The sequence below is a fragment of the Paracoccus sp. MKU1 genome (assembly GCF_001447385.1).
GTDB lineage: Bacteria > Pseudomonadota > Alphaproteobacteria > Rhodobacterales > Rhodobacteraceae > Paracoccus.
The window spans coordinates 75,568-101,290 of the sequence record NZ_LLWQ01000064.1 but is presented as its reverse complement, the minus strand read 5'-3'; the positions used below and the strand labels follow the sequence as shown (position 1 = coordinate 101,290).

Genomic DNA, 25,723 nt, shown 5'->3' with positions numbered 1-25,723 from the left:
AGAGCCCCCTGCCCCACGCCGCAAGGTCCGGCCATGAAAAAACCCGCGCCTCGCGACGCGGGTCTCACTCATCCCAGCCTTTCGCCCGAAATCAGACGGCGGCTTTCGCCTGGGCCACGACAGCAGCAAAGGCCTCGGGCTCGTGGACGGCCAGATCGGCCAGAACCTTGCGGTCCACCTCGATGCCGGCTTTTGCCAGCGCAGCGATGAAGCGCGAATAGGTCATCTCGGCATCGACGGCGCGCACGGCGGCGTTGATGCGCTGGATCCACAGCGCGCGGAAGTTGCGCTTGCGCGTCTTGCGGTCGCGGGTCGCGTATTGATTGGCCTTGTCGACGGCCTGGGTCGCGGTGCGGAAGTTGCGCGACCGGTTGCCGTAATAGCCTTTCGCCGCGTCAAGAACCTTCTTGTGGCGGGCGTGGGTGATCTTACCCGATTTGACTCGTGCCATGTCCGGTTCTCCTTAGCGGTTGTAGGGCATGTATTTCTTGACGATCTTCGCGTCCGCATCGGACAGGACCATGGTCCCGGTCACATCGCGGATGAATTTCGTCGAGCGCTTGATCATGCCGTGGCGCTTGCCGGCCGGGCCGGCCTTGACCTTGCCCGTGGCCGTCATCGAGAACCGCTTCTTGGCGGCCGATTTGGTCTTCATCTTCGGCATTTTACTCTCCTTGCGGTCAGAGTGAACGCGTGACTCGGCAATGCCATCTCGGCCGGCCGCGCGGGTGGAAGCGTGCCCTATAAGCGGGCACGCACGGATTGGCAAGGCTTATTGGCCCTGGGCCGGAGCCTCCGCCCCATCCTCGGCCGCATCCGCCGCCGGAGCATCGGCAGCAGGCGCCTCGACCGCGGGGGCTTCGGTCGCAAGCACCTCGGCCTCGTCTGCGCCGGCTTCCGGCGCGGGCTCGGCGGCCGGGGTCTCGGTTGCGGGGGTCTCGGTTGCGGGGGTCTCGGCGGCGGGGGTCTCAGCCGGGGCTTGCGCCACCGGGGTCTCGACCGGGGCCTCCGGTGCCGGCGCGGTGACCGGATCGGTGCCCATCGTCACCTCGCCATTCACCAGCCGCTGCCAGCTTTCCTCCAGCGACTGGAGGCCGAAGGGCCGCTGATCGCGCCAACCGCCCACGAGCAGCAGCACGATGCCCAGCACCAGCAGGATGGCGGCACCTCGGGGGGCCTGCGTGCGCGCCACCGAAACGATGGCCAGAAGGACCGAGAGGACGCAAAGCGCCACGCCGGCCAGCAGCAGGATGTCGATCATCGGATCACCTTTCCGTTGCGGATCTCTTTGAACCCGCGCCTTATTCCGGATCGGTGCGATAGATCAAGCGCTCGTCGCAGGGCGCGATGCGCAGGATGTTGGTGGTGCCCGGCACGTTGAAGGGCACGCCGGCCATCACGACGATCTGGTTCGATTCGTCGGCAAAGCCGAAATCCCGCGCCGCCTTGGCCGCGTTCACCACCGCCTGCTTGAAGCGTTCCAGCGACGGCGTCTTGACGCAATGCGTGCCCCAGGTCAGGCACAGCCGGCGCAGCGTGCCCTGTTCCGAGGACATGGCGACGATCGGCACCCGCGGCCGTTCCCGCGCCGTCAGGCTGGCGGTGGTGCCGGACTGGGTAAAGGCGCAGATGCAGGAAATGTCGGTGGTCTCGGCAATCTCGCGCGCCGCGGCGACGATGGCGTCGGCCACGGTCTGGCGCCTGGCGCTGCGCGAGCTTTCGATGATGTCGCGATAGGTCGGATCGCTTTCGACCGAGCGGGCGACGTTGTCCATGGTGGCGACCGCCTCGACCGGATAGGCGCCGGCGGCGCTTTCGGCCGAGAGCATCACCGCATCGGCACCCTCGTAGATGGCGGTGGCCACGTCCGAGACCTCGGCGCGGGTCGGCATCGGGCTTTCGATCATCGATTCCAGCATCTGGGTGGCGACGATCACCGGCTTGGCGGCCGCGCGGCAGGCGCGCACCAGCCGCTTCTGGATCGGCGGCACCGAATGCACCGGCAGCTCCACGCCCAGATCGCCCCGCGCCACCATGATCCCGTCCGAGACCTTGAGGATCTCGGAAAACGCCCGCACGGCGGCGGGTTTCTCGATCTTGGACAGGATGGCGGCGCGGCCCTTGGCCAGTTCGCGCGCCTCGATCACGTCCTCGGGGCGCTGCACGAAGGACAGCGCCAGCCAGTCCACCCCCAGCCCGCAGGCGAATTCCAGGTCGTCGCGATCCTTGTCCGACAGCGCCGCCAGAGGCAGCACCACGTCGGGCACGTTCACCCCCTTGCGGTTCGAGATCGCTCCCCCCGCCGTCACCACGCAATCGGCGAAATCGGCGCCGCAGGCCTCGACCCGCAGGCGGATCTTGCCGTCATTGACCAGAAGCTCGGCGCCGGGCTCCAGCGCGGCAAAGATCTCGGGATGCGGCAATTGCACGCGGCTGGCATCGCCGGGCGCCGGGTCCAGATCGAAGCGGAAGGCCTGCCCGTCCGCCAGATCATGCGGCCCCTGGGCGAAGGTGCCGACGCGCAGCTTCGGCCCTTGCAGATCGGCCAGCACGGCGATGGGGCGGCCTGATTCGGCCTCGACGCGGCGGATGATGTCATAGCGCGCGCGCTGCTCCTCATGGGTGCCGTGGCTCATGTTCAGGCGAAACACGTCCGCGCCGGCCTCGAAAAGGGCCCGGATGGTGGCGAAATCGCTGGATGCCGGACCCAGGGTTGCCACGATCTTGACCTTGCGATGCCGTCTCATCCGTCTCTCCGTGCATGTTTGCGCTATCGTCGCCGCTGTTATGGCCTATCGGAGGGCCCGCGGCAACTGGTGCTTGGCCTTGCGATTGCCTAAAGCTTGCTGCCGAAAGGCGACGGACAGATGACGGCAAAGCCCTATTCAACCATCGGAGAGGACCGGCCCTCGCGCTGGCTGGTCACCTGCGACCATGCGACGAACCGCGTGCCGGACTGGATCGGCGGCGGCGAGCTGGGCATCGCGCCCAAGGACATGGCCCGCCATATCGCTTATGACGTCGGCGCCGCCGGGCTGACCCGGGCGCTGGCCGAGCGGCTGGATGCGCCGGCGATCCTGTCGGATTTCTCGCGCCTGGTGATCGACCCGAACCGGGGTGAGGACGACCCGACGCTGGTGATGCGCATCTATGACGGCACGGTGATTCCCGCCAACCGCCATATCGACGCGGCCGAGCGCGAGCGGCGGCTCGACCGGCTTTACCGCCCCTATCACGCGGCCTATGCCCGGCTGGCGGCGGCGCATCCGCGCCGGGCGATCTGCGCGATCCACAGCTTCACCCGGCAGTTGCGCGGCCGCCCGCGCCGGCCCTGGGCGGTGGGGGTGCTCTATTCGCATCGCGACAAGCGGCTGGGTCCGGCCTTGGTGCGTGAATGCCGCGACCTCGGCTGGATCACCGGCGAAAACGAGCCCTATTCCGGCCATCTGGACGGCGATTCCATCGACCGCCACGCGTTGGCGCATGGCCGACCGAACCTGCTGATCGAGGTCAGGAACGATCTGATCGCGGACGAAGCCGGCCAGCGCCTCTGGGCCGATCGCCTGGCCGCGGTGTTGGAAGGTTTCTTGGAACGGCACGGCGTCTGAGAGGGCTGCATCAGCGGCTGGGCATCTTGCTTCGCAGACACATGACCGGCCGCGGGGAATCAGGAGGGGTGGTAGGCCCGGAGGGACTCGAACCCCCAACCAAGGCGTTATGAGCGCCCTGCTCTGACCATTGAGCTACAGGCCCCGAACGGCGTCACCATTGATCGACCCGGCCCGCTTCGTCAAGGACGAGATCGCCGCCGATCCCGGAAAATCCCCGGCGGGCGACCCGGCATCGGCTCTTGATCCCGCATCCCGCCTGTGGGCTGATGGCGCATGAAGCCGTGACACGACGCGGCACGAAACCGGAGGTCCGATCATGTCCAGAACCGCCCTGCTGTCACCCCTCGCCCTTGCCCTCGCCGCCGCGCCCGCGCTGGCGAACGATCCCGCCAGTTGCGGCACCGTCCGCTTTTCGGATCCCGGATGGACCGACATCACCGCGACGAACGGCGTCGCCTCGGCGGTGCTGCGGGGCCTGGGCTACACGCCCCAGATCAGCACCCTGTCGGTGCCGGTCGGCTACGAGGCGCTCAAGAACGGCGATACCGATGTCTTCCTGGGCAACTGGATGCCAGCGCAACAAAAGTTCCGCGACGATCTCGACGCCTCAGGCAAAACCGAGGAACTGGTGCAGAACCTGGAAGGCGCCAAGTTCACCCTGGCCGTCACCGACGCGGCCGCGGATCTGGGCGTCAAGGACTTCGCCGATCTCGACGCCCAGAAGGACGCTTTCCAAAGCAAGATCTACGGCATCGAGCCCGGCGCCCCCGCCAACCAGACCATCCAGGGCATGATCGAGGCGGACAAGTTCGGCCTCGGCGACTGGGAACTGGTCGAATCGAGCGAACAGGGCATGCTGGCACAGGTGCAGCGCAACGATGCGGCAGGCGTGCCCTCGGTCTTCCTGGCCTGGGCGCCGCATCCGATGAACGTCAAGCTGGACATCACCTACCTGTCCGGCGGCGATGTGGAGTTCGGTCCGGATTACGGCGGCGCCACCGTGCACACGCTGGCCCGCAAGGAATGGGTCGCCGCCTGCCCCAACGCGGCGAAGCTGTTCGGCCAGCTGGTCTTCACCGTGGACATGGAAAACCTGCTGATGGGCAAGATCCTGGACGAGGGCATGGACGCGACCGAAGCCGCCAAGGGGTGGATCGCCGAAAACCCGGATACGGTGGCGACATGGCTTGACGGCGTGACCACGCTGGATGGAAAACCGGGCGCGGAAGCAGTCATGGCATCGGTGAAGTAATTGAAACGACCCAACATCCTGATCGTGATGGCCGACCAGCTGTCGGGGGTGCTGTTCCCCGACGGCCCGGCCGATTTCCTGCATGTGCCGCATCTGCGCAAGCTGGCCGAACGCTCGACCCGCTATGCCAATGCCTATACCGGCAGCCCGCTTTGCGCGCCGGGGCGGGCCAGCTTCATGTCCGGGCAATTGCCGCGCCGCACCCGGGTCTATGACAATGCGGCCGAGTTCTGCTCGGACATCCCGACCTATGCCCATCACCTGCGCCGGGCGGGCTATCACACCTGCCTGTCGGGCAAGATGCATTTCGTCGGCCCCGACCAGTTGCACGGTTTCGAGCAACGGCTGACCACCGACATCTACCCGGCCGATTTCGGCTGGACCCCGGATTACCGCAAGCCGGGAGAGCGCATCGACTGGTGGTATCACAACCTCGGCTCGGTCACCGGCGCCGGCGTGGCCGAGATCACCAACCAATACGAATACGACGACGAGGTCGCCTATAACGCCACCCGCAAGCTTTACGACCTGGCGCGCGGCGCGGACGACCGGCCCTGGTGCCTGACGGTCAGCTTCACCCATCCGCACGACCCTTTCGTGGCCCGGCGCAAATATTGGGACCTCTACGAAGGCATCCCCGAGCTGGAGCCGCCCGAGGCGATCCCCTACGAGCGGATGGACCCGCATTCGCAGCGGCTGATGGATGCCAGCGACTGGCGCGGGCTCGAGGTCACGCCCGAGCATGTCCGCCGCGCCCGCCAGGGCTATTTCGCCAACATCTCCTATATCGACGACAAGCTGGGCGAGTTGCTGGACGTGATGGAGCGCACCCGGCAGGAGGCGATCGTGGTCTTCCTGTCCGACCATGGCGAGATGCTGGGCAGCCGCGGCATGTGGTTCAAGATGAGCTTCTTCGAGGGCTCGGCGCGGGTGCCCTTGATGATCGCGGCGCCGGGCATGGCACCGGGCCGCGTGGACATTCCGGTCTCGACCATCGACGTGTTGCCGACGATCTGCGACCTCGCGGGCATCTCGATGGCCGAGATCGCGCCCTGGACAGACGGCCGTTCGCTGGCGCATGGCGCCGAGGGGCGCAGCCCGGTGGCGATGGAATATGCGGCCGAGGGCAGCATCGCGCCGCTGGTCTGCCTGCGCGACGGCGACTGGAAATACATCGCCTGCACGGAAGATCCGGAAATGCTCTACAATCTGGCCGAAGACCCGGCCGAACGGGTGAACCGCGCCGCCGACCCGGCGGCGGTCGGGGTACTGGAACGGATGCGCGCCATGGCGGGCGAGCGCTGGGACCTCGCGGCCTATGACGCCGAGGTGCGCGAAAGCCAGGCCCGGCGCTGGGTGGTCTATGAGGCATTGCGCAACGGCGCCTACTTCCCCTGGGACCACCAGCCGCTGATGCAGGCCTCCGAGCGTTACATGCGCAACCACATGGACCTGAACGTGCTGGAGGAATCCAAGCGCTTCCCGCGGGGCGAGTGAATGGCTGCGGTCTCGCAGGGCCGATTCGCGGCGCTCCGCCTGAAGCCGGGCGAGGATCCGATGGCGGCCCTGCGGCACTTGCAGCGCCGGACCGGGGCAAAGGCCATGGCGCTGGTCACCTGCGTCGGCAGCCTGACCCGCGCCATGATCCGCCACGCGAACCGGGACGAGGCCAGCGAATATCGCGGCCATTTCGAGATCACCGCGCTGACCGGCACCATCAGCCCGGCGGGGCAGCACCTGCACCTGACCATCGCCGATGGCGAGGGGCGCGCCTTCGGCGGCCACCTGCTGCCCGGCTCAAGGGTCTATACCACGGCCGAGATCGTGGTGCTGATCCTCGACGACCTGGCCTTCGGCCGGGCGCCCTGCCCGCTGTCGGGCCATGACGAACTGGTGGTGCGGACAGCCCCCGGCAAGGAATAGACCCGCGACGGGACCGCCCGCTTCTTTCGTGCCGAAATATCCTCGGGGGTCCGGGGGCAGACAGCCCCCGGCGCAACCGAGGAAGGGAACCCCGACCGCGCCGCAGCGCGGCAGCACCCCCGGCAGAAGCCCCGCGACCAGGCGTCGCAGCGGGGAACCCGCCCCGCCGCCGGGCGTTGCCCCTCGTCACCAGCCAAGAGGAATCCCCCATGTCCGACCTGCTTGTCATCGCCTTCGACGACGAGGCGACCGGCTTCGAGCTGCGCACCGAACTGGTCAAGATGCAGAAGGAATACCTGATCGAACTCGAGGACGCCGTGGTCGTCACCCGTCCCTCGGCCGACGACATCCAGCTGCACCAGGCCGTGAACCTGACCACGGCGGGGGCGCTTGGCGGCGGGTTCTGGGGCACGCTGGTCGGGCTGATCTTCCTCAACCCGCTGATCGGTGCCGCGGTGGGCGCGGGCGCCGGCGCCATCGCCGGCACGCTGTCCGACATCGGCATCAACGACGATTTCATGCGCGAGCTGGGCCAGTCCATCCCGCCCGGCGGCTCGGCCGTGTTCATCCTGGTGCGCAAGATGACCGCCGACAAGGTGCTGGCGCGGCTGGAAAGCTTCCACCTCAAGGGCCGGGTCATGCAGAGCTCGCTGCCCGAGACCGAGGAGGAGCGCCTGCGCGAAGCCTTTGCCGGCGGCAAGCTGGGCTCGGCCCTCGGCATGCCGCAGGTGGACCGGCCCGCCTCGGGCGGCGCGGCGACAGACAATTCGGCGCCCTCTCGCTCGGCCTGACGCTTGACGCAAGGGGCATGGGCGTGACAGGACGCCGCCATGCCCCACCGCATGGACACCCTTGACGACAACCCCGAGGCGCCGATGCCGCGCCCGCGCCGCGGCATGCGCCGCTGGCGGCCCCTGCGCCGCGTGGCGCTGTGGCTGTGGTCCTGGCTGCGCTGGATCGGGGCACGGTTCCTGGCGCTGATGTTCGTGCTGGTCTTCCTGTTTTCCTTCATCAACCCGCCCACCACCTGGACCATCATCCAGGGCCAGCGAGAATTTCCCGGCCGGGCTGCGCGCGAATGGGTCGGTCTGGACGAGATCTCGCCGCATATGGTGCGCGCCGTGGTCGCGGCCGAGGACGCCAATTTCTGCAACCACTGGGGCTTCGACATGGTCGAGATCCGCCGGGTCATCGCCTCGGGCTCGTCGCGCGGCGCCTCGACCATCACCCAGCAGACCGCCAAGAACGTCTTTCTGTGGCAGGGGCGCAGCTGGCCGCGCAAGGTGATGGAGACCGCCTATACCCCGATGATCGAGGCGCTTTGGTCCAAGCGCCGCATCGTCGAGGTCTATCTGAACATCGCCGAGTTCGGCCGCGGCGTCTTCGGCATCAAGGCGGCCTCGGAACATTACTTCAAGACCACGCCCGACAAACTGAGCCTGCGGCAATCCGCGGCGCTGGCCTCGATCCTGCCGGCGCCGCGCACGCGCAACCCGCAGACCGGCTCGGCCCGCACCCGCTCGATCGTCAGCGGCGCCGAGACGATCCGGGCGGATGGCCGCGATTCCTGCCTGAGGCTTGGGCGCTGATCCGCGCCTTGGCCGCCATGGCGGTTGAAACCGCGCGCCCCGGGGCGTATCAACCGGAAGCCCGAGAACGAACCGGTTTTTCCCCTGATGAATACTCCCTCGCCCAGTTCCACGATTCGCCTTTACCACGTCGCCCTGTCGCCCTTCTGCCGCAAGGTCCGGCTGGTGCTGGCCGAAAAGCGCATCGAGGTCGAGCTGGTCGAGGATCGCTTCTGGGAGCCGGGCTCGGAAATCCTGCGCCGCAATCCGGCCGGCAAGCTGCCGGTCCTGCGCATGGACGGGCGGCTCCTGGCCGAGAGCCAGGCGATCTGCGAATATCTGGACGAGATCCAGCCCCAGCCCTCGCTGATGCCGGCGCTGCCGGCCGAGCGTTACGAGGTCCGCCGCCTCTGCGCCTGGTTCGACGACAAGTTCAACGCCGAAGTGACCCGGCCGGTGATGACCGAGCGGGTCTGGAAAAAGGTGATGCGCCTGGGCTACCCGGATTCGCGCACCGTCAAGGCCGGGCTCTCGGCGATCCGCTATCATCTCGACTACATGAAAAGCCTGCTGGAGCATCGCCGCTGGCTGGCGGGCGACGTGATGACGCTGGCCGATTTCACCGCCGCCGCGCATCTGTCCTGCCTCGACTACATCTCGGACGTGGACTGGACCTATTCGACCGAGGTTCAGGAATGGTATGCCAAGATCAAGTCGCGGCCCGCCTTCCGCAGCCTGCTGGCCGACCATCTGCCGGGCGTCCACCCGGCGCCGCATTATGCGCTCCTGGATTTCTGACCCCGCCGAGATCCGTTCGCGGCTGGAACAGCAGGCACGGGCCGAGGGTTTCTCGGCCCTTGGCATTTGCGCCCCCGACGCGAACCCGCAACTGCCCGAGCGGCTGGCCGCGTTCCTGGAACAAGGCCGCCACGGCCAGATGGGCTGGCTGGCCGAGCGGACGCATTGGCGCACCTCGCCCGCGACCCTGTGGCCCCAGGCGCGCTCGGTCGTCATGCTGGCCGAGCTTTATACCCCCGAACAAGACCCGATGGCGGTTCTGGATCACAAGGATCGCGGCGCGGTCAGCGTCTATGCGCAAGGCAAGGATTACCACGATCTGGTCAAGAAGCGGCTCAAGCGGTTGGGCGGCTGGCTGGTCGGGCTGACCGGCTGCGAGATCAAGGTTTTCGTCGATACCGCCCCGGTTATGGAGAAGCCGCTGGCGCAGGCCGCCGGACTGGGCTGGCAGGGCAAGCACACCAACCTGCTGTCGCGCGAACTGGGCAGCTGGTTCTTCCTGGGCGCGATCTTCACCACGCTGGACCTGCCGAAGGACGCGCCCGAGCATTCGCATTGCGGCTCGTGCCGGGCCTGCCTCGACGCCTGCCCGACCGGGGCCTTTCCGGCACCCTATCAGCTGGACGCGCGGCGCTGCATCTCCTACCTGACCATCGAGCACAAGGGGCCGGTCGATCCCGAGCTGCGGCCGATGCTGGGCAACCGCATCTATGGCTGCGACGACTGCCTTGCCGCCTGCCCCTGGAACAAGTTCGCGCAGGCGGCGACCGAGCTGCGCTATCACGGCCCCCATGGCGCGCCGGCGCTGGCCGAACTGGCGCGGCTTGACGATGCGGGGTTCCGAGAGCGTTTCTCGGGCAGCCCGATCAAGCGCATCGGCCGCGACCGCATGGTGCGCAATGTGCTTTACGCCATCGGCAATTCGGGACTTGCACATCTGCGCCCGCTGGCCGAAGCATTGCGGCATGACCCCGACCCGGGCGTCGCCGATGCGGCGCATTGGGCATGCGAGCGATTGCCATGATCCACACGCCTCCGAGCCCGCTGCGCGGCATCCTGCTCAAATGTCTCAGCGTGCTGGTGTTCACCATCATGGCCTCGATCGTCAAGGCGACCGCGCAGGGGGGCCTGGGCGTGCCCCCGGGCCAGCAGGTCTTCTTTCGCTCACTGTTCGCCATTCCGGTGATCCTGGTCTGGCTGGCATTCCGGCACGAATTGGGCGTCGGGCTGAAGACCTTTCGCCCGATGGGGCATTTCTATCGCGGCATCATCGGCACCGCCGCCATGGGGCTGGGCTTCTGGGCGCTGGCGCTGCTGCCATTCCCAGAGGTCACGGCCATCGGCTATGCCGCGCCGCTGCTGACGGTGATCTTCGCCGCCATGTTCCTGGGCGAGGACGTGCGGCTGTTCCGCCTGTCCATGGTGGTGCTGGGACTGGTCGGCGTGGTCATCGTGCTGTCGCCGCGGCTGAGCTTCGGCGCCGACATGGGCTACAAGGAAAGCCTGGGGGCCATGGTCACCCTGTCGGGTGCCGCCTGCACGGCGCTGGCGCAGATCTTCGTGCGCAAGCTGGTGCAGGAGGAGCGGACCTCGGCCATCGTGTTCTGGTTCTCGGTCACCTCGACGCTGCTGGGGCTGCTGACGGTGCCTTTCGGCTGGGTGATGCCCGATGCCGAGACCGCGGCGCTGCTGGTCACCATCGGGTTGCTGGGTGGGCTGGGGCAGATCCTGCTGACCTCGGCCTATCGCTATGCGGATGCCTCGCTGGTGGCGCCCTTCGAATATGCCTCGATGCTGCTGGCGCTGCTGATCGGCTGGTTCATCTTTGACGAGGCGCCGACCCTGGTCATGCTGATCGGCGCGGCGCTGGTCATCACCGCCGGCATCCTGATCATCTGGCGCGAGCGGCAGCTGGGGCTGGAGCGCAATCGCCAGCGCAAGGCCATGACCCCGCAGGGTTAAGGCTGGCCGGCAAAGCCGAAGGCGACGTAGTCGCGCAGATAGGCCTTTTTCGCCGCGCCGCGCAGCTCCTGCTCGTTCAGGAAATCCGGGAAGGGCTCGGGGTCCGGGAAATCCGCCGGCACCCGGATCCCGGCACTGGCGGCAAGCCAGGACAGGTCGCGCGGCAGGTCCGCCTCGCGCAGCAGCATGTCGGGGGCGCCGAAACGCGAGAAGCCGGCCAGCACCTCGGACTGGCTGGCCCAGCCGGGATAGGTCGGCAGCGTGGTCTGGCCGTTCAGGTTGCGGCGCAGGAAGTCCAGGAAGGCCGCGAACAGCTCGGCCTTGCGGCCCTGCTCCAGCGCGCCCAGCTCCGGATCCGGCGGCAGGGCCACGCGATGGATCTGCCGCATCAACTGGCGCAGCTCGGCATTGCGGCCGCCGAGCAGCGATTCGAAGGCGGCCCAGGCGCGCAGCAGCGGATGGCGCAGCACGGTGAAGCTGCGATGGCCGACATGCTGACGCTTCCATTGCCGCAGGCTGTTCTGGTTGAAATCGCCCGCGACCTCGCCCATCCGCCGCAGCCAGTCCCCGACCGGGCCGGTCGGCCCGCCCTTGACCGGCATGAAGATCAGGCCCCTGCCCGCCTCGGCCCCCAGGAACGAGGGCACGGCCGGGCCCTTGCGCGGCTCGAAATTCGGGATCTTGCGCAGCATGAACGCGTCGAGCCGCGCCAGCTCCGCCTGCATCTCGTCGAAATTCTCGACCTTCTCGGACAGTTCGCGCGGGTTCTGCGGCACCTGGTCGCTGGCCGGCTCGACGCGCTTGAGATCGGTGCGGCCCAGCCAGTGCAAGAGGCCGGTCATCACCTCGGCATCGCGCAAATCCTCGTAGCCCAGCCAGAAGGCGGCCTGGCCGGTCACCTGCAAGCGGTGCAGGACGCGAAGCTGGAATTCCTCGACCTCGCCCACCACCTGGCGGAACTCGGCACCGTCGAAGCGCACGGCGGCGGGGATCGGCGTCTCGGTCTCGTTCAGCTTCCACTGGTTGGTGGCGCGCGCCAGCGCGGTCGAGACATAGCTGTCGACCGGGTTGCGGGTCAGGACGATCTTGGCGCAGGACCGATCCTCGATGATCGCGTCGAAGACGCGCGGGTCGTGGTCGTGGAAATAGCGAAACCCCGGCAGATGGTTCGGCTTGTCGAAGATCGCCGCCAGCAGCCGGTGCGGATCGGCCTCGCGCTCGGCCATGGTGATGCCCTTGAGCTCGTCCTTGTCGGGCCAGCCCATCATGTAGGGATTGAACGCCTCGCCGAAGCAGGTGACGCGCTTGACCCCGTTCAGCGTCGCCTCGAGCAGGTTCGAGCCGGTGCGCATCTCGGCGAAGATCACGAAGCTGCGGAAAGGCTGGGTCATGGCGCGGTTCTTCCTTGGACGGCGGCGGCCGGCGGGTCGGGATCGGTGGCGGGGAAATCGCCCATCAGCTGCGGCCGCAACCCGGCATTGCGCAGCCTTTGCAGGAACCGCCCCATGCCGGCAATGTCGCGCATCGGCGGCAGGTCGGTCGCGGCCTCGGGCGCGCCGCCCAGCCGGCGCAGGATGCCGCCCAGCACGGCCGAAGGCCGGGCGCAGAAATCGGCCAGGTCCCAGATCTGGGTTTGCGCCTTCAGCCAGACCGAGTTCAGCACCTCCATCTGCGCCAACTCGACGCGTTGCAGGATGACGGCGACGCGGCGGATGTCGTCGAAGGGCATGCCGGAATGCAGAAGCGGCACCGCCCAGGCGCCGGTGACGACGAAGATGCGGGCATTGGGATCGGTGGCAAGGAACCAGTTCATGTCCTGCGCGTCGCGCGGGCTGAACTGCCAGACCTGCATCCGCCGGGCGCTGCGGACCAGGTTGGCCAGAAAGCCGCGCTGGTCCAGGTCGCGCAACGCGGCGCTGTCGGGCAGCGCCCCCGGCCCGATCGGCTGGCGGCCGGCGAACTCGACGCCATGCAGGGCAAAAAGATGGCCATGCACATCGGCGTCGATCCGGCTGGCCAGCCAGGGCTCGAAACCGGGAAACAGGTCGGTGAAGCCCTGCATCACGGCATAGGGCGCCGAGGTCTTGCCGTTCTCGCGATCCTTCAGCGGAAAGCGGCTTTGCATGTAGAGCCCGGGCCGGCCAAGCCGGCGGCGCGCCACCGCCTGCCCGAGGAGGCGGTCCAGCTGCGACAGGCGCGGCTCGGCGACCGAGGCGGCGGCAGGGTCGCCCTGCGGGAAATGCGCGTAGAGCCGCCCGGCGCCGCGCCAGATCTTGCGGGCGATGAAGCAGCGCGACTGCTGCAAAAGCTCCAGATGATCGTCGTAGAAGATATAGGGCTTGCCCTGGTCGTCGAACTTGGCCAGCGTCAGCGACCGGCTTTCGATATTCCTCGAATGGCGTCGGGCGAGGGTCTGGAAATAGCTCTCGTCCGGGATCCAGACGCGGTTGAAATAGCGGTCGAACTCGGTCCGCCGCGGATCGGTCAGGATGGCGCGCAGCGTGGCCCGCGTCAGGCACCACCATTGCGAGCCCAGATGCGGCACCAGCCCCTGCGGGATGCGGCGGCGGACCTTCAGCCGGCGCTGCAAGGCGACATAGCGGTCGAACAGCTTGCGCTGGCGCCGGAACGAGAACGGGAAGCGCAGGGTGAAGCGCTCCTCGTTCAGCCCGCCGACGGTCCAGCCGACATCCTCGGCCGTCACGCTTTCGATGAAATCGCGCCCCGGGTGCACCGCGAGATAGGCGCAGAGGTCCCGCACCGGCCGCAGGGGCAGGCAGGCGCCCGAGACGACCAGCACATGCGTCACATCCTCGAACCGGTCGAGCAGCAGGCCGGCCGCGTCCTGCGTGGCCCGCACCAGGCTGAAGGTGCCCCATTCGCAGGGATGGCGCGGGCTGAACAGCACCTGCGGCAGGTCGGCAAGACCGGCGCGCATGGTCTCGACCGCCTCCGCCGGCGCCTTGGCATCGACATGGACCGCAACCGCAGCCCCGCCCTCGGCCCAGACCCGCGCCATGCGGGCAGCGATCGGCAAGTCGTCGTGGCACAGCATGACCACGCCCAGCCGGACCGGCGCATCGCTCATGCCCAGTTCCCCTTGGAGATCAAGCCCAGATCCTCGAGCTGGCGCCAGTCCTGCAACTCGCAGGACTGCTCGCACCAGAAATCCGGATCGTCCCGCAACCCGGCGTGATAGGCCAGATATTCCTGGCTGTCGGCATAGTGCTGGCGCCGGGTCAGTTCCTCGGCGGATTTCTCGACGAAGGTGGACAGGAACTTGGCGTGCAGCAGGCAGCCCGAGGCCTTTTCGCCGCCATTCTCGTCATAGACCCGGTTCAGCGAACGCGGCAGCAGCATATGGGTCGAACTGACATAGACCTGGCCCCGCTGCCAGCGCACCAGCGGGATCTTGTTCAGCGCCGGGGCGTTCTCGGGGTCCTCGGCAAAGAACACCCGCGCCGCGGCCCGCCCTGGATCCACAGATTGCCGTATTCGCCGTTCTTGCGGATGACGTAATTGGCCGGATCGAACCAGCGGGCGATCCGGAACGGGTCCTGCCCGGCACGATAGGGCTCTGCGACCAGCGAGCCCCTGGGATACATGTCCAGCAGCATAGCCGAGAACGAGCGAATGTTGCTGGCGTCCAGCCAGTCGGTCAGCGCCTGCAAGGGCCGCGTATCGTGATGCGGATAGATCAGGAACTCGTCGGGATCGACCGTCAGGCACCAATGGCCGGCGCCATGGCGGTGCAACAGCCAGTTCAGCCAGTCCATGCCGAAACGCGCATCCTTGTAGCTGGCATGGGTCAGCCAGACCGAGACATCCGGCTGCTGGCCCAGATAATCCCGTCCGCCATCCTCCGAGCCGTTATCCACCACCAGGAAATGCCGGACGCCCATCGTCCGGTAGTAGTCCAGGAACCAGGGCAGGCGCACGGCCTCGTTGCGCATGGTCATGAACAGCAGGATATCGCCCGGCCTGATGCAGGCGGTGCGGTCCCAGACCGGACGCAGCCGGCGGCGACGGCGAATGGCTCGCCCCAGCAGCCATTGGCGGCGGGCGCGGAGCGTCAGTTTTCGCCGGAGGATCCTGAACGGGCGCGACACGGGCCTTCTTTACCTTTGACGGGCGTCACATAGCCGTAACCGTCTGATCGCGCAATGATCGGCTCAACCCGGCGTAGAACAATCCGAAATGCGACTCCCAATCCGGCACCGGCAGCGCCGGCCGCCGCAGGGGCGGCGCTTCGGCCAGCCGCGCCACCGCTTGCGCCCAATCGGCGGGGGCGTCGGGCGACAGCCAGGTCGCGTAATCGCCCAGCATCTCGCGCGCCGCCGGCAGGGGGCTGGCCAGCACCGGGATGCCGCGCCCAGCCGCCTCGGTCAGCGGCAGGCCGAACCCCTCGGCCCGGCTGGGCATCAGCAACCCGTGGCTGCGACCGATCAGCGCGGCCACGGCGCCGTCGTCCAGGTCCGGGAGTTCGCGCACCGCGCCGCCGGACGGCAGCCGGTCGAGACGGGCAAAGACCGCGCGATTCTCCCAGCCGCGGCGGCCGATGATGAACAGCTGCGGCGGATCGGGCCGGCGCTCCAGGATCTGCCAGGTGTCCAGCAGCAGCGCATGGTTCTTGCGCGGCTCGATGGTGCCCAGGGTGACGAAGAAGGGATGCGACAGGTCCAGGTCGGCCGGCAACCCGGCGGGATCGGGCGCGGCCAGCCTTGTGCCGATGGGCGCGGCCAAGACGGGCGCCCGGTCCGGCAGCCCCAGCCGCTCGCGCCAGCGCAGCACGTCGGCGCGGGTGGCCTGAGAGACGGTCAGGATGACCTCGGCCTGTTCCAGCGCGGCGGCAAGGCGGGCGCGGAACTTCCCTGCCTGGCCGGCCCGGGTGAATTCCGGATGGTCGAGCGGGATGGTGTCATGGACCAGCACCGCCTGCGGCAAAGGGCGCAGGTTTCCCAGCAGGCCCGCTTGCAGATTGGCATGGCCGACGTTGACGTAGACCGCCGCCGCTCCCAGACGGGCCTGGGCGGCAGGGCCGAGGCCCCGCCCCTGGCGTCCGGCGCGCGCCAGCGCCATGCGGCGCAACGCAGCCTCGGCCCGCGCGGACAGGGCGCGCCGCCCGCGCAGCCGGTCCAGCAGATCAGGCGGCGGCAGGTCGTCCAGCGCCCCGCTCAGCCAGCGCAGGATCGCCGCCCCCGCCTGGGGCGGCAGCAGCAGCTGCCCGCGCCGCACCCGGCACAGCAGCAGGTGCGGTCGGTCTTGCAGATGTGCCAGCCATTCGGCCTCGACCCGGTCGATGCCCGTTGCCGGGCCACCGCCGAGCCGCGAGATCAGCCGCGATACATCCAGCAGAACCGCCGGATCAGGCCTCATATCCGCCGTTCTGATGCCAGCGCCAGGCGTCGCCGATCATCTGCGGCAGAGTCGAGCGCGCCGGGTTCCAGCCCAGCACCGAGATCGCCTTCTCGCTGCCCGAGACCAGCTTGACCGCATCGCCGCCGCGGCGTGGCCCCTCGGTCAGCGGCACCGGGCGGTTGGTGACATGCCGGGAATGGTCGATCACCTCGCGCACCGAGAAACCGTTGCCGGTGCCCAGGCAGAAGACCTCGTGCCCGCCCTCGGCAACCCTGCCGTCGAGCAGATATTGCAGCCCCAGCACATGCGCATCGACCAGGTCCATGACATGCACATAGTCGCGGATGCAGGTGCCGTCCGGGGTCGGATAATCGGTGCCGTGAATGGTCAGCGCCGCGCGCTTGCCGTCGATGGCATCGAGGATCAGCGGGATCAGATGCGTCTCGGGCTGGTGGAACTCGCCCACCTCGGCATCCGGGTCGGCGCCCGCGACGTTGAAATAGCGGAAGATCACCGATTTCAGCCCGTCCGAGGCGCCGAAATCCTTCAGCATGTCCTCGATCGCGCGCTTGGAGGCGCCATAGGCGTTCAGCGGCGTCTGGGCGGTCGTCTCGTCCAGCACCACCCCGTCATGGTCGCCATAGGTGGCGCAGGTCGAGCTGAACACGAAGTTCTTCACCCCCGCCGCCAGCGTCGCCTCGATCAGGCTCAGCGAGGCGCTGACATTGCCGCGCCAATACTTGCCCGGCTCGCGCATCGCCTCGCCCACCTGGCTCAGCGCCGCGAAATGCATCACCGCGACGGGCTTGTGGCGGGCGAAGACCTCGTCCAGCCGCGCCCGGTCCAGCAGGTCGCCCTGCTCGAAGGGGCCGAACTTCACCGCCTGCCGCCAGCCGGTGCACAGGTTGTCATAGGTGACGGGTTCGAAACCCGCCGCACGCAATGCCTTGCAGGCGTGCGAGCCGATATAGCCCGCGCCGCCGGTCACCAGAACCTTGTCCGTCATGCCGCTTATTCCGCCGCCTTGCGCATCGCCAGGACGTCGGAAAGATAATCCGCAAATTCACCCTTGAGATCGTCGCGCGCCAGGCCGAAGGCCACGGTCGCTTGAAGGAAGCCGGCCTTGGAGCCGCAGTCGAAACGCTGGCCGCGGAAGCGCAGGCCGAACACGTCGCGGCCCTCGGCGATCTCGTCGGCGATGGCGTCGGTCAGCTGGATCTCGCCGCCCGAGCCCTGCTTGAGCTTGTTGAGGTTGTTCAGCACCGTCGGCGCCAGGATGTAGCGGCCGATCACCGCCAGGTTCGAAGGCGGGTTTTCCTTGGGCTTTTCCACCATGCCCTGGGCGCGGACGATGGCGCCCATATCCTCGGCCACGTCCAGCACGCCGTAGGCCTTGGTCTTGTCGGCCGGCACTTCCATGGTGGCGACCATGCTGCCGCCGGTTTCCTGATAGGCCTCGATCATCTGCTGAAGGCAGGGCGGCTCGCCCATGATGACGTCGTCGGTCAGGATGACGGCAAAGGGCTCGTCGCCGACCAGACGGCGGGCGCACCAGACGGCATGGCCAAGGCCTAGGGCCTTGTGCTGGCGGACATAGGCGATGGCACCCGAATCCATGTTGGTCGAGCGCAGGATGTCCAGAAGCTCGGTCTTGCCGGACTTCTTCAGGCTCGATTCCAGCTCATGGGCATGGTCGAAATAGTCCTCCAGCGCCCCCTTGCCGCGCGAGGTGACAAAGATGAACTCCTCGATCCCGGCCGCGCGCGCCTCGTCAATGGCGTATTGGATCAGCGGGCGATCCACCAAGGTCATGATCTCCTTGGGAATGCTCTTGGTGGCGGGTAGAAAGCGGGTGCCCAGTCCAGCCACGGGGAAGATGGCCTTGGTGACTTTGCGAGTCATGAATATCGGTCTCCTGATTTCTGCGCCGACGCAGGACGTTTATCCCTTTTTGCGGGCGCCTGCGCAACAAGCGCCTGGCCGGCACAGTCGTTCCTTAAAAATACGAAAGCGATTCAATTTCTGTAATGTGCGGCAATTTTCCGCTGGTTCACCTCCGCCGTCCAGGCAAATTTCCCCGCTCGCGCAAAATGCGCGCCTTCTTGCTCAAAAACATGACAGCCGGGTCGCCGGGCTGCGAGGCCCCCCAGAGCCCGCCGCATTGCTCCCACCAGCCGCCTGCCGCCAGGGTCAGCCGATGCGGCAGAAAGCTGGGGGTCAGCAGCAGCAGCACCGCCGGCCGGCCCTGCGCCACGGCCTGCCCAGCACGGGCGCGCAGGGCGCGCGCCTGCCAATGCCAGCCGGCCAGGAACAGCGGCTCGGCCGCCATTCCCATGCGCGGCATGGGCCGGAACGGCGGCGGCGCAGACCGGTCCCAATGGGGCGGCGCGGGCACCTGCCCCCGCCCCTCGGCCAGGCCCCGCTCCAGCGTCGCGAGGATCGGCGCGATGGCGAAGGGATCGAGCCGCCCGGCCACCATGTGCCGCAACAGCCGCCGGCGCTGGTTGTCGCGCAGCCAGCCCGCGTCGCCGCCATGCCGCGCGGCGAAGATCGCGGCGGACCGGCCGATGGCGGTCAGGTCCTGCGGCACCCCGGCCTCGCCGCGGCCGGTGCCGGGGGCGGCGCCATGGATCACCTGCGCCGCCGGCACCACCGCCGTCAGCGCCTGCGGAAACCGCACCGCCATGCGCAGGTTCACGTCGCTCTCGTCCAGGTAATAGGCGAATGCCGGATCGAACCCGCCGATCTCCAGCAGCGCCGCGCGGCGAAAGCCGCAATTGGTGCCGATGGTGCCGACCGGACAGCCGTTTTCCGGCGCAAGCAGCGTGGCGCGGGCAATGTTCAGCGGCACGCTGCGGCCCGAGGGCGTGATCCGCTCGGCCCGGACCTGCCAGCGCAGCCCGTCCGGGCCACGGGTAAAGCCCGCAGCGGCAAGGACGCGGGAATCGGCAAAGGGCGCGGCCAGGGCTTCGGCCCAGCCCGGCTCGGCCAGCGCATCGTCGTCGATGAACAGCACGACCTCGCCCGCCGCCAGCGCCAGCCCCTCGTTGCGCGCCGCCGAGACATTGGCGCGGTCGAAGGCCAGCCGCTTCAGCGGCAGGTCCGGGCGGATACCGGCCGAGGCCGGGTCGGCCACCAGCACGATCTCGACATCCGGATGGGTCTGGCCGGCCAGCGCGGCCAGGCAGCGGGCCAGCGCCTGCGGCCGGTGGCGCGAGATGACGACGATGCTGGTCGAAGGCACCCCGCCCTCGGGCATCAGGCGATGCCCATGCGGCCCATCATCGCCTCCAGCTTGGGCACGTCCGAGGGGTTGTTCAGTTCCCAGAACTCGCGGCCGCGCGCCTCGACCTCGACGCAGAGGATGCGGCGGCCGCGCTCCAGGAAGCGCAGCTGTTCGAGCCCCTCCAGCGCCTCCAGCCGGCCCTCGTCCCAGGTCGGGTATTCGGCCAGCGCCTCGGGGCGATAGGCATAGACGCCGACATGGTGATAGACCGGGGTCGGGTCGCTGGGGCCGAAATCCGCCGCGGCATAGGGAATCACTTCCTTGGAGAAATACAGCGCCCGGCGGTCATGGCCGAAAACGGCGGTGGTGCCGCCGACGCGCCCCGCCACCCGGTCGGCGATCAGGTCCGAACGCATGGCCCCCGAACAGCGCAGCACCGGCGTGGCCACGTCGGCGCCCGGATCGGCGCGCAGCCCGGCGACCAGCTCCTCGACGAACCAGGCCGGGGTCAGCGGCGCGTCGCCTTGCAGGTTCACCACGATCTCCGGCGAGAGCCCCAGCCGCGCCACCGCCTCGGCGCAACGTTCGGTGCCGTTGCGGGCGCTGGTCGATGTCATGGCGACCTCGGCCCCGAAGCCCTCGGCATGGGCGCGGATGCGCTCGTCATCGGTGGCGACGATCACGCGGTCGATGCCCTGGACGGCCCGCGCCGCCTCCCAGCTGCGGCGGATCAGCGACAACCCCTCGCCCGTCGCGCCGCGCAGCTCGACCAGCGGCTTGCCGGGATAGCGCGTCGAGGCGTGGCGGGCCGGAATGACGATGACGACCGACATGGGATCAGTCCTTAACCAGCAGCACGCCGGGCGCGAAAGCGATGAAGAACGGGTTCTCGAAGCCCGGCTTGCCGTATTGCAGCGGCGTGTGGTCGTCGAAGCGCACCACCTCGCCGCCCGCGCCGCGCAGCACGGCGTCGCCGGCGGCGGTGTCCCATTCCATGGTGCGGCCCAGGCGCGGGTAGAGATCGGCCTCGCCCGTCGCCACCAGGCAGAATTTCAGCGAACTGCCGGCCGAGGTCATGTCGCGCACCCCGTAGCGGGCGATGTATTCGTCCGTCGCCGCGTCGCGGTGCGATTTCGAGGCGACGACCATCAGCCCCCGGTTGTCGGGCATGGAGTTGACTCCGATGGGCGTGACCTCGCCGGGCACTTCGCCGAAGGGGGCCTTTTCCTCGACCGAGCCGCCCTGAGCGGTGGTATAGAACAGCCGCTCCTTGGCCGGGGCATAGACGACGCCCAGGCGCGGCACGCCGTTCTCGACATAGGCGATGTTGACGGTGAAATCACCGCGGCGCTGCACGAATTCCTTGGTGCCGTCCAGCGGATCGACGATCAGGAAGGTCGACAGGCTCTGGCCATGGGTCGCGGCTTGTTCTTCGGTCACCAGCGGGATGTCGGGGAAGGCGGCGCGCAGCCCGGCCGAGATCAGCGCATCGGCGGCTTCGTCGGCCTCGGTCACGGGCGAGGCATCGGATTTGGCGCGCACGTCGAAATCCTCGGCGCCGTAGATCTTCATGATCTCGGCGCCGGCCTCCAGGGCGAGATGGCGCATTTCGGCAATCATTCGATCGAATTGCATGGTTTTTCCTTTCCGACCCGCAGCCTCGGGGATGCGGCGGCGATTGAATACGGCTGTCGGCCTCCTTATGATGCGGCGGATCGCACAGGGCAAGCACCCCCCGAGCGCCCCGACCGAAACCGCAGGCAGAGCCCGACCGCCGATGTTCACCCCGCGCCGCAGCCGCAACATGGTCCAGGCCGCGTTCACCACGCTGTCGCTGATCTATCATGTCACGGTCAACAACCTGCGCAAGGGCCAGCGCAACGCCGTGGTCGGCCTCATCATGACGGTGACGCAGGCCGTGGCGATGATCGTCGGCTTCTACCTGATCTTTGCGATCATGGGCGTGCGCAGCGCCCCGATCCGGGGCGATTACATCGTCTATATCATGTCGGGCATCTTCATGTTCATGGCCCATTCCCAGGCCATGGGCGCGGTGGCCGCGGCTGGCAATCCCAGCAACCAGATGATGAAGCACGGCCCGATGAACACCGCGGTGATGATCTCGGCCGCGGCGCTCGCCTCGCTCTACAAGCAGACCTTCTCCAGCATCGTCGTGCTGACCGGCTATCACTACCTGATCCAGCCCATCCAGCTCGACAATCCGCTGGCCTGCTATGCCATGCTGCTGCTCGCCTGGTTCGCGGGCTGCTGCATCGGGCTGATCTTCCTGTCGATCCGGCCCTGGTGGCCGCAGGGCGCACAGGTGATGACGCAGTTCTACCAGCGGCTGAACATGGTGTTTTCCGGCAAGATGTTCGTGGCGAACCTGATGCCGAGCACGATTTTGCACATGTTCTCGTGGAACCCGCTGTTCCATGTCATCGACCAGACGCGGGGCTTCGCCTTCATCAACTATTCGCCGCGCAACTCGTCGCTGGACTATCCGCTCTATGCCACGCTGACGCTGTTAATGATCGGCCTGATGGCGGAATACGCGACCCGCAAGGCGGTCTCGCTCAGCTGGTCGGCCGGCCGGTGAGCGCCGCCGCCACCCCACCCGCGCTGCGGCTTTCTGCCGCCGCCCGCCCGCCGCCGCACGGGCGCTCCCGGCCCCGGCGCCGGCGGCATGTTTTCTGCCTGCCGCTCTGCTTGCAGCCCGCCAGAGCCCTTCCTATATAGCCCCATGAAGTTCGAAGGGTTCCCGAACCAGGCGCCCTTCGGTCAATCCAGGGATCGGGCTTCGGGGGCCGCTTGTGGACCCAAGGCCCAGAATATCGCCGCAAGAAAGGTTATTGCATGTCCAAAGTCATCGGCATCGACCTCGGAACCACCAACAGCTGCGTCGCCATCATGGATGGCAGCCAACCCAAGGTCATCGAGAATTCGGAAGGCGCGCGCACCACGCCCTCGATCGTCGCCTTCACCGATAGCGAGCGTCTGGTCGGCCAGCCCGCCAAGCGCCAGGCGGTGACCAACCCCTCGAACACCATCTTCGCCGTCAAGCGCCTGATCGGCCGCCGCACCACCGACGCGGAAGTCGAGAAGGACAAGAAGCTCGTCCCCTATGCCATCGTTGATGGCGGCAATGGCGATGCCTGGGTCGAGGTGCGCGGCGACAAGTATTCGCCCAGCCAGATTTCCGCCTTCATCCTGCAAAAGATGAAGGAAACCGCAGAATCCTACCTGGGCGAGCCGGTCACCCAGGCGGTGATCACGGTTCCCGCCTATTTCAACGACGCCCAGCGTCAGGCCACCAAGGACGCCGGCAAGATCGCCGGGCTGGAAGTGCTGCGCATCATCAACGAGCCGACCGCGGCGGCGCTGGCCTACGGCCTCGACAAGAAGGACAGCAAGACCATCGCGGTCTATGACCTCGGCGGCGGCACTTTCGACATCACCATCCTGGAAATCGACGACGGGCTTTTCGAAGTGAAATCCACCAACGGGGACACGTTCCTGGGCGGTGAGGACTTCGACATGCGCATCGTGAACTATCTGGCCGACGAGTTCAAAAAGGAACACGGCGTCGACCTGACCAAGGACAAGATGGCGCTCCAGCGCCTGAAAGAGGCCGCCGAGAAGGCCAAGATCGAGCTGTCCTCCTCCAGCCAGACCGAGATCAACCAGCCGTTCATCTCGATGGACAAGGATTCGGGCACGCCGCTGCACATGGTCATGAAGCTGACCCGCGCCAAGCTGGAAAGCCTGGTCGGCGACCTGATCAAGCGCACCATGAAGCCCGTGCAGGACGCGCTGAAGGATGCCGGCATGTCCAAGGGCGACATCGACGAGATCGTGCTGGTCGGCGGCATGACCCGGATGCCGAAGGTGGTCGAGGAAGTGACCAGCTTCTTCGGCAAGGAGCCGCACAAGGGCGTGAACCCCGACGAGGTCGTGGCGCTTGGCGCCGCTATCCAGGCCGGCGTGCTGCAAGGCGACGTCAAGGACGTGGTGCTGCTGGACGTGACGCCGCTGTCGCTGGGCATCGAGACGCTGGGCGGTGTGTTCACCCGGCTGATCGACCGCAACACCACCATCCCGACCAAGAAATCGCAGATCTTCTCGACCGCCGAGGACAACCAGAACGCCGTGACCATCCGGGTCTTCCAGGGTGAGCGCGAGATGGCCGCGGACAACAAGCTGCTCGGCCAGTTCAACCTGGAAAACATCCCGCCGGCGCCGCGCGGCATGCCGCAGATCGAGGTGACCTTCGACATCGACGCGAACGGCATCGTCAGCGTCAGCGCCAAGGACAAGGGCACCGGCAAGGAGCAGAAGATCACCATCCAGGCCTCGGGCGGCCTTTCGGACGACGAGATCGAGCGGATGGTCAAGGATGCCGAGGCCAATGCCGAAGCCGACAAGCAGCGCAAGGAGCTGGTCGAGGCCAAGAACCAGGCCGAAAGCCTGATCCACACCACCAAGAAGTCGCTGGAAGAACATGGCGACAAGGTGGACGGGTCGACCGTCGAGGCGATCGAGCTGGCCGTGGGCGCGCTTGAGGAAGCCCTCAAGTCCGAGGATGCCGGCAAGATCAAGGGCGGCATCCAGAATCTGATGGATGCCTCGATGAAGCTGGGCGAAGCCATCTACAAGGCCAGCCAGGCCGAGGCGAGCGCCGGCGAGACCGACCGCGAGGCCGGGCCGCGCGACGTGGATGACGAGATCGTCGATGCCGATTTCGAGGATCTCGGCGAAGACAAGCGCAAGTAAGCGCGATGTGAGCCACCCGGCCGGCCCGATGCAGACCCGCACGGGCCGGTCCTGTCTTGAAAGACCCCGGACGCGAACGACATGGCGAAACGTGACTATTACGAGGTGCTGGGCGTTGCACGGGGCGCCTCGGCCGACGAGATCAAGAAGGCCTACCGCGCCAAGGCAAAGCAGTTGCACCCCGACCGCAACAAGGATTGCAAGGTGTCCGAAGCCGCGTTCAAGGAAGTGAACGAGGCTTACGAATGCCTGAAGGACGACCAGAAGAAGGCCGCCTATGACCGTTTCGGCCATGCCGCCTTCGAGAATGGCGGCGGCGGCTTTGGCCGCGGCAACGGCCATGGCGATTTCGGCTCGGCCTTCGCCGATGTGTTCGAGGATCTGTTCGGCGACATGATGGGCCGCCGCGCCGGCGGCGGTGGCCGCTCGCGCGCCAGCCGCGGCCAGGATCTGCGCTACAATCTGCGCGTCTCGCTGGAGGAAGCCTATCACGGCGCACAAAAGACCATCAACGTGCCCGGCTCGGTCGCCTGCGGCGCCTGCAACGGCACCGGCGCCGAGGGCGCGGTCGAGCCCGCCACCTGCCCGACCTGTTCCGGCATGGGCAAGGTGCGGGCGACGCAGGGCTTCTTCACCGTCGAGCGCACCTGTCCGACCTGCAACGGCCACGGCCAGATCGTCAAGAATCCCTGCCAGGAATGCCGCGGCGCCGGCCGCGTTCAGAAAGAGCGCACGCTCTCGGTGAACATCCCCGCCGGGGTCGAGACCGGCACCCGCATCCGCCTGGCCGGCGAGGGCGATGCCGGAATGCGCGGCGGTCCGGCGGGCGACCTCTATATCTTCATCGAGGTCAAGGAACACCCGATCTTCATGCGCGACGGCCGGATGCTGGCCTGTCAAGTGCCGGTCAGCATGGCCACCGCCGCGCTCGGCGGCGAAATCGAGGTACCGACCATCGACGGCGGCCGCTCGCGCGTCAAGGTTCCCCCCGGCACGCAATCGGGCAAGCAGTTGCGGTTGCGTGGCAAGGGCATGCCGCCCCTGCGCCACGGCCCCGGACTCAACGGCGAAGCCGGCGACATGCTGATCGAGCTGGCGGTCGAGACACCGGTGAACCTGACCGCGCGCCAGAAGGAGCTTTTGCGCGAGTTCGAGGCCATCAGCGCCGACAACAATCCCCAGACCCATGGGTTTTTCCAGAAGATCAAGGGCTTCTGGGACGAGATGAAGGGCTGATCCGGCGTTAACCGCC

Annotated in this window: 24 protein-coding genes, 1 tRNA gene and 1 pseudogene; 12 read left to right on the top strand and 14 right to left on the bottom strand. The window is 67.6% G+C overall.

The genetic code is table 11. The annotated features are described in order from the left end of the window. Positions 1–91: 91 nt before the first annotated feature. The 4 genes from rplT to pyk all read right to left on the bottom strand — a co-directional run bounded on the left by rplT (position 92) and on the right by pyk (position 2,747). Positions 92–451: a 50S ribosomal protein L20 gene (gene rplT, locus AQY21_RS04085; RefSeq protein WP_058096519.1), complete on the bottom strand. Its 360-nt coding sequence runs from the start codon at positions 449–451 to the stop codon at positions 92–94. A gap of 12 nt (positions 452–463) precedes the next feature. Further along, positions 464–664: a 50S ribosomal protein L35 gene (gene rpmI, locus AQY21_RS04080; protein ID WP_028713369.1), complete on the bottom strand. Its 201-nt coding sequence runs from the start codon at positions 662–664 to the stop codon at positions 464–466. A 108-nt stretch (positions 665–772) separates the two neighbouring features. Continuing rightward, complete coding sequence (locus AQY21_RS04075; protein WP_058096518.1) at positions 773–1,261, bottom strand: hypothetical protein; 489 nt, start codon at positions 1,259–1,261, stop codon at positions 773–775. A gap of 40 nt (positions 1,262–1,301) precedes the next feature. After that, positions 1,302–2,747 (bottom strand): pyruvate kinase, encoded by a 1,446-nt coding sequence (pyk, locus tag AQY21_RS04070; protein WP_058096517.1) that lies wholly within the window; start codon positions 2,745–2,747, stop codon positions 1,302–1,304. 120 nt (positions 2,748–2,867) lie between these two features. Between pyk and AQY21_RS04065 the strand changes: the two genes are divergently transcribed. Next, positions 2,868–3,608 carry an N-formylglutamate amidohydrolase gene (locus AQY21_RS04065; RefSeq protein ID WP_058096516.1) on the top strand — a complete coding sequence of 247 codons (741 nt, stop codon included), beginning with the start codon at positions 2,868–2,870 and terminating at the stop codon, positions 3,606–3,608. A 69-nt stretch (positions 3,609–3,677) separates the two neighbouring features. Here the strand turns inward: AQY21_RS04065 and AQY21_RS04060 are convergent. Beyond that, positions 3,678–3,753 (bottom strand) — tRNA-Ile (locus AQY21_RS04060). Positions 3,754–3,927: 174 nt separating this feature from the next. Here AQY21_RS04060 and choX point away from each other — a divergent pair. The 8 genes from choX (at position 3,928) to AQY21_RS04020 (ending at position 11,114) form a co-directional block, all read left to right on the top strand. Beyond that, positions 3,928–4,863 carry a choline ABC transporter substrate-binding protein gene (gene choX / locus AQY21_RS04055; protein ID WP_058096515.1) on the top strand — a complete coding sequence of 312 codons (936 nt, stop codon included), beginning with the start codon at positions 3,928–3,930 and terminating at the stop codon, positions 4,861–4,863. Continuing rightward, on the top strand, positions 4,864–6,360 hold the full coding sequence (gene betC / locus AQY21_RS04050; RefSeq protein ID WP_058096514.1) for a choline-sulfatase: 1,497 nt from the start codon (positions 4,864–4,866) through the stop codon (positions 6,358–6,360). Continuing rightward, a complete protein-coding gene (locus tag AQY21_RS04045) occupies positions 6,361–6,786 on the top strand; it encodes a PPC domain-containing DNA-binding protein (protein WP_058096513.1) in 426 nt (141 codons plus the stop codon). It begins immediately after the preceding gene. Positions 6,787–6,995: 209 nt separating this feature from the next. Next, a complete protein-coding gene (locus tag AQY21_RS04040; RefSeq protein WP_058096512.1) occupies positions 6,996–7,577 on the top strand; it encodes a DUF1269 domain-containing protein in 582 nt (193 codons plus the stop codon). 39 nt (positions 7,578–7,616) lie between these two features. Next, the gene (gene mtgA, locus AQY21_RS04035; protein ID WP_082657972.1) at positions 7,617–8,375 is read left to right on the top strand and encodes a monofunctional biosynthetic peptidoglycan transglycosylase; all 759 of its coding nucleotides are present in this window, start codon (positions 7,617–7,619) and stop codon (positions 8,373–8,375) included. 87 nt (positions 8,376–8,462) lie between these two features. Beyond that, the gene (locus AQY21_RS04030) at positions 8,463–9,152 is read left to right on the top strand and encodes a glutathione S-transferase family protein (RefSeq protein WP_058096511.1); all 690 of its coding nucleotides are present in this window, start codon (positions 8,463–8,465) and stop codon (positions 9,150–9,152) included. After that, positions 9,133–10,176 carry a tRNA epoxyqueuosine(34) reductase QueG gene (gene queG / locus AQY21_RS04025; RefSeq protein ID WP_058096510.1) on the top strand — a complete coding sequence of 348 codons (1,044 nt, stop codon included), beginning with the start codon at positions 9,133–9,135 and terminating at the stop codon, positions 10,174–10,176. The genes AQY21_RS04030 and queG overlap by 20 nt, the downstream gene beginning before the upstream one ends. Further along, a complete protein-coding gene (locus tag AQY21_RS04020; RefSeq protein WP_058096509.1) occupies positions 10,173–11,114 on the top strand; it encodes a DMT family transporter in 942 nt (313 codons plus the stop codon). The genes queG and AQY21_RS04020 overlap by 4 nt, the downstream gene beginning before the upstream one ends. On the opposite strand, the gene AQY21_RS04015 is transcribed toward AQY21_RS04020, so the two are convergent. The 9 genes and pseudogenes from AQY21_RS04015 to cysQ all read right to left on the bottom strand — a co-directional run bounded on the left by AQY21_RS04015 (position 11,111) and on the right by cysQ (position 21,333). Beyond that, positions 11,111–12,505: a hypothetical protein gene (locus tag AQY21_RS04015; RefSeq protein WP_058096508.1), complete on the bottom strand. Its 1,395-nt coding sequence runs from the start codon at positions 12,503–12,505 to the stop codon at positions 11,111–11,113. The genes AQY21_RS04020 and AQY21_RS04015 overlap by 4 nt on opposite strands. Further along, the gene (locus tag AQY21_RS04010; protein ID WP_058096507.1) at positions 12,502–14,202 is read right to left on the bottom strand and encodes a beta-1,6-N-acetylglucosaminyltransferase; all 1,701 of its coding nucleotides are present in this window, start codon (positions 14,200–14,202) and stop codon (positions 12,502–12,504) included. Before AQY21_RS04010 ends, AQY21_RS04015 begins: the two co-directional genes overlap by 4 nt. Further along, positions 14,199–15,223: pseudogene (locus AQY21_RS04005) on the bottom strand (glycosyltransferase family 2 protein). The gene AQY21_RS04010 and the pseudogene AQY21_RS04005 overlap by 4 nt, the downstream one beginning before the upstream one ends. A 25-nt stretch (positions 15,224–15,248) precedes the next feature. After that, positions 15,249–16,490, bottom strand: coding sequence for a glycosyltransferase family 1 protein (locus AQY21_RS04000; protein ID WP_058096506.1), 1,242 nt, complete (start codon positions 16,488–16,490; stop codon positions 15,249–15,251). Continuing rightward, entirely contained in the window at positions 16,480–17,478 is a 999-nt protein-coding gene (gene galE / locus AQY21_RS03995) for a UDP-glucose 4-epimerase GalE (RefSeq protein ID WP_058096505.1), read from the bottom strand. Before galE ends, AQY21_RS04000 begins: the two co-directional genes overlap by 11 nt. Before the next feature lie 5 nt (positions 17,479–17,483). Beyond that, positions 17,484–18,374 carry a UTP--glucose-1-phosphate uridylyltransferase gene (locus tag AQY21_RS03990; RefSeq protein ID WP_058096504.1) on the bottom strand — a complete coding sequence of 297 codons (891 nt, stop codon included), beginning with the start codon at positions 18,372–18,374 and terminating at the stop codon, positions 17,484–17,486. Between the two features lie 148 nt (positions 18,375–18,522). After that, positions 18,523–19,731, bottom strand: coding sequence for a glycosyltransferase family 2 protein (locus AQY21_RS03985; RefSeq protein ID WP_058096503.1), 1,209 nt, complete (start codon positions 19,729–19,731; stop codon positions 18,523–18,525). Continuing rightward, positions 19,731–20,531, bottom strand: coding sequence for a 3-deoxy-manno-octulosonate cytidylyltransferase (locus tag AQY21_RS03980; protein ID WP_058096502.1), 801 nt, complete (start codon positions 20,529–20,531; stop codon positions 19,731–19,733). The genes AQY21_RS03985 and AQY21_RS03980 overlap by 1 nt, the downstream gene beginning before the upstream one ends. A gap of 4 nt (positions 20,532–20,535) precedes the next feature. Next, positions 20,536–21,333: a 3'(2'),5'-bisphosphate nucleotidase CysQ gene (gene cysQ, locus AQY21_RS03975; RefSeq protein WP_058096501.1), complete on the bottom strand. Its 798-nt coding sequence runs from the start codon at positions 21,331–21,333 to the stop codon at positions 20,536–20,538. Between the two features lie 142 nt (positions 21,334–21,475). On the opposite strand from cysQ, the gene AQY21_RS03970 reads away from it, so the two are divergent. The 3 genes from AQY21_RS03970 to dnaJ all read left to right on the top strand — a co-directional run bounded on the left by AQY21_RS03970 (position 21,476) and on the right by dnaJ (position 25,707). Next, positions 21,476–22,297 (top strand): ABC transporter permease, encoded by an 822-nt coding sequence (locus AQY21_RS03970; RefSeq protein WP_058096500.1) that lies wholly within the window; start codon positions 21,476–21,478, stop codon positions 22,295–22,297. A 257-nt stretch (positions 22,298–22,554) separates the two neighbouring features. Continuing rightward, positions 22,555–24,471, top strand: a complete 1,917-nt coding sequence (gene dnaK, locus AQY21_RS03965; protein ID WP_058096499.1) for a molecular chaperone DnaK — start codon at positions 22,555–22,557, stop codon at positions 24,469–24,471. Between the two features lie 81 nt (positions 24,472–24,552). After that, positions 24,553–25,707, top strand: coding sequence for a molecular chaperone DnaJ (dnaJ, locus tag AQY21_RS03960; RefSeq protein ID WP_058096498.1), 1,155 nt, complete (start codon positions 24,553–24,555; stop codon positions 25,705–25,707). Positions 25,708–25,723: the final 16 nt, after the last annotated feature.

Bases quoted from the DNA above. Each gene is read 5' to 3' on its own strand.
- AQY21_RS04015 (WP_058096508.1), bottom strand. From the start codon at position 12,505: ATGACCCAGCCTTTCCGCAGCTTCGTGATCTTCGCCGAGATGCGCACC.
- AQY21_RS03990 (WP_058096504.1), bottom strand. From the start codon at position 18,374: ATGACTCGCAAAGTCACCAAGGCCATCTTCCCCGTGGCTGGACTGGGC.
- queG (WP_058096510.1), top strand. From the start codon at position 9,133: ATGCGCTCCTGGATTTCTGACCCCGCCGAGATCCGTTCGCGGCTGGAA.
- AQY21_RS03985 (WP_058096503.1), bottom strand. From the start codon at position 19,731: ATGCCCGAGGGCGGGGTGCCTTCGACCAGCATCGTCGTCATCTCGCGC.
- AQY21_RS03980 (WP_058096502.1), bottom strand. From the start codon at position 20,531: ATGTCGGTCGTCATCGTCATTCCGGCCCGCCACGCCTCGACGCGCTAT.
- AQY21_RS04045 (WP_058096513.1), top strand. From the start codon at position 6,361: ATGGCTGCGGTCTCGCAGGGCCGATTCGCGGCGCTCCGCCTGAAGCCG.
- dnaK (WP_058096499.1), top strand. From the start codon at position 22,555: ATGTCCAAAGTCATCGGCATCGACCTCGGAACCACCAACAGCTGCGTC.
- choX (WP_058096515.1), top strand. From the start codon at position 3,928: ATGTCCAGAACCGCCCTGCTGTCACCCCTCGCCCTTGCCCTCGCCGCC.
- rplT (WP_058096519.1), bottom strand. From the start codon at position 451: ATGGCACGAGTCAAATCGGGTAAGATCACCCACGCCCGCCACAAGAAG.
- AQY21_RS04040 (WP_058096512.1), top strand. From the start codon at position 6,996: ATGTCCGACCTGCTTGTCATCGCCTTCGACGACGAGGCGACCGGCTTC.
- mtgA (WP_082657972.1), top strand. From the start codon at position 7,617: ATGCCCCACCGCATGGACACCCTTGACGACAACCCCGAGGCGCCGATG.
- AQY21_RS04000 (WP_058096506.1), bottom strand. From the start codon at position 16,490: ATGAGGCCTGATCCGGCGGTTCTGCTGGATGTATCGCGGCTGATCTCG.
- AQY21_RS04020 (WP_058096509.1), top strand. From the start codon at position 10,173: ATGATCCACACGCCTCCGAGCCCGCTGCGCGGCATCCTGCTCAAATGT.
- AQY21_RS04010 (WP_058096507.1), bottom strand. From the start codon at position 14,202: ATGAGCGATGCGCCGGTCCGGCTGGGCGTGGTCATGCTGTGCCACGAC.
- AQY21_RS04065 (WP_058096516.1), top strand. From the start codon at position 2,868: ATGACGGCAAAGCCCTATTCAACCATCGGAGAGGACCGGCCCTCGCGC.
- pyk (WP_058096517.1), bottom strand. From the start codon at position 2,747: ATGAGACGGCATCGCAAGGTCAAGATCGTGGCAACCCTGGGTCCGGCA.
- galE (WP_058096505.1), bottom strand. From the start codon at position 17,478: ATGACGGACAAGGTTCTGGTGACCGGCGGCGCGGGCTATATCGGCTCG.
- dnaJ (WP_058096498.1), top strand. From the start codon at position 24,553: ATGGCGAAACGTGACTATTACGAGGTGCTGGGCGTTGCACGGGGCGCC.
- AQY21_RS04030 (WP_058096511.1), top strand. From the start codon at position 8,463: ATGAATACTCCCTCGCCCAGTTCCACGATTCGCCTTTACCACGTCGCC.
- rpmI (WP_028713369.1), bottom strand. From the start codon at position 664: ATGCCGAAGATGAAGACCAAATCGGCCGCCAAGAAGCGGTTCTCGATG.
- AQY21_RS03970 (WP_058096500.1), top strand. From the start codon at position 21,476: ATGTTCACCCCGCGCCGCAGCCGCAACATGGTCCAGGCCGCGTTCACC.
- cysQ (WP_058096501.1), bottom strand. From the start codon at position 21,333: ATGCAATTCGATCGAATGATTGCCGAAATGCGCCATCTCGCCCTGGAG.
- AQY21_RS04075 (WP_058096518.1), bottom strand. From the start codon at position 1,261: ATGATCGACATCCTGCTGCTGGCCGGCGTGGCGCTTTGCGTCCTCTCG.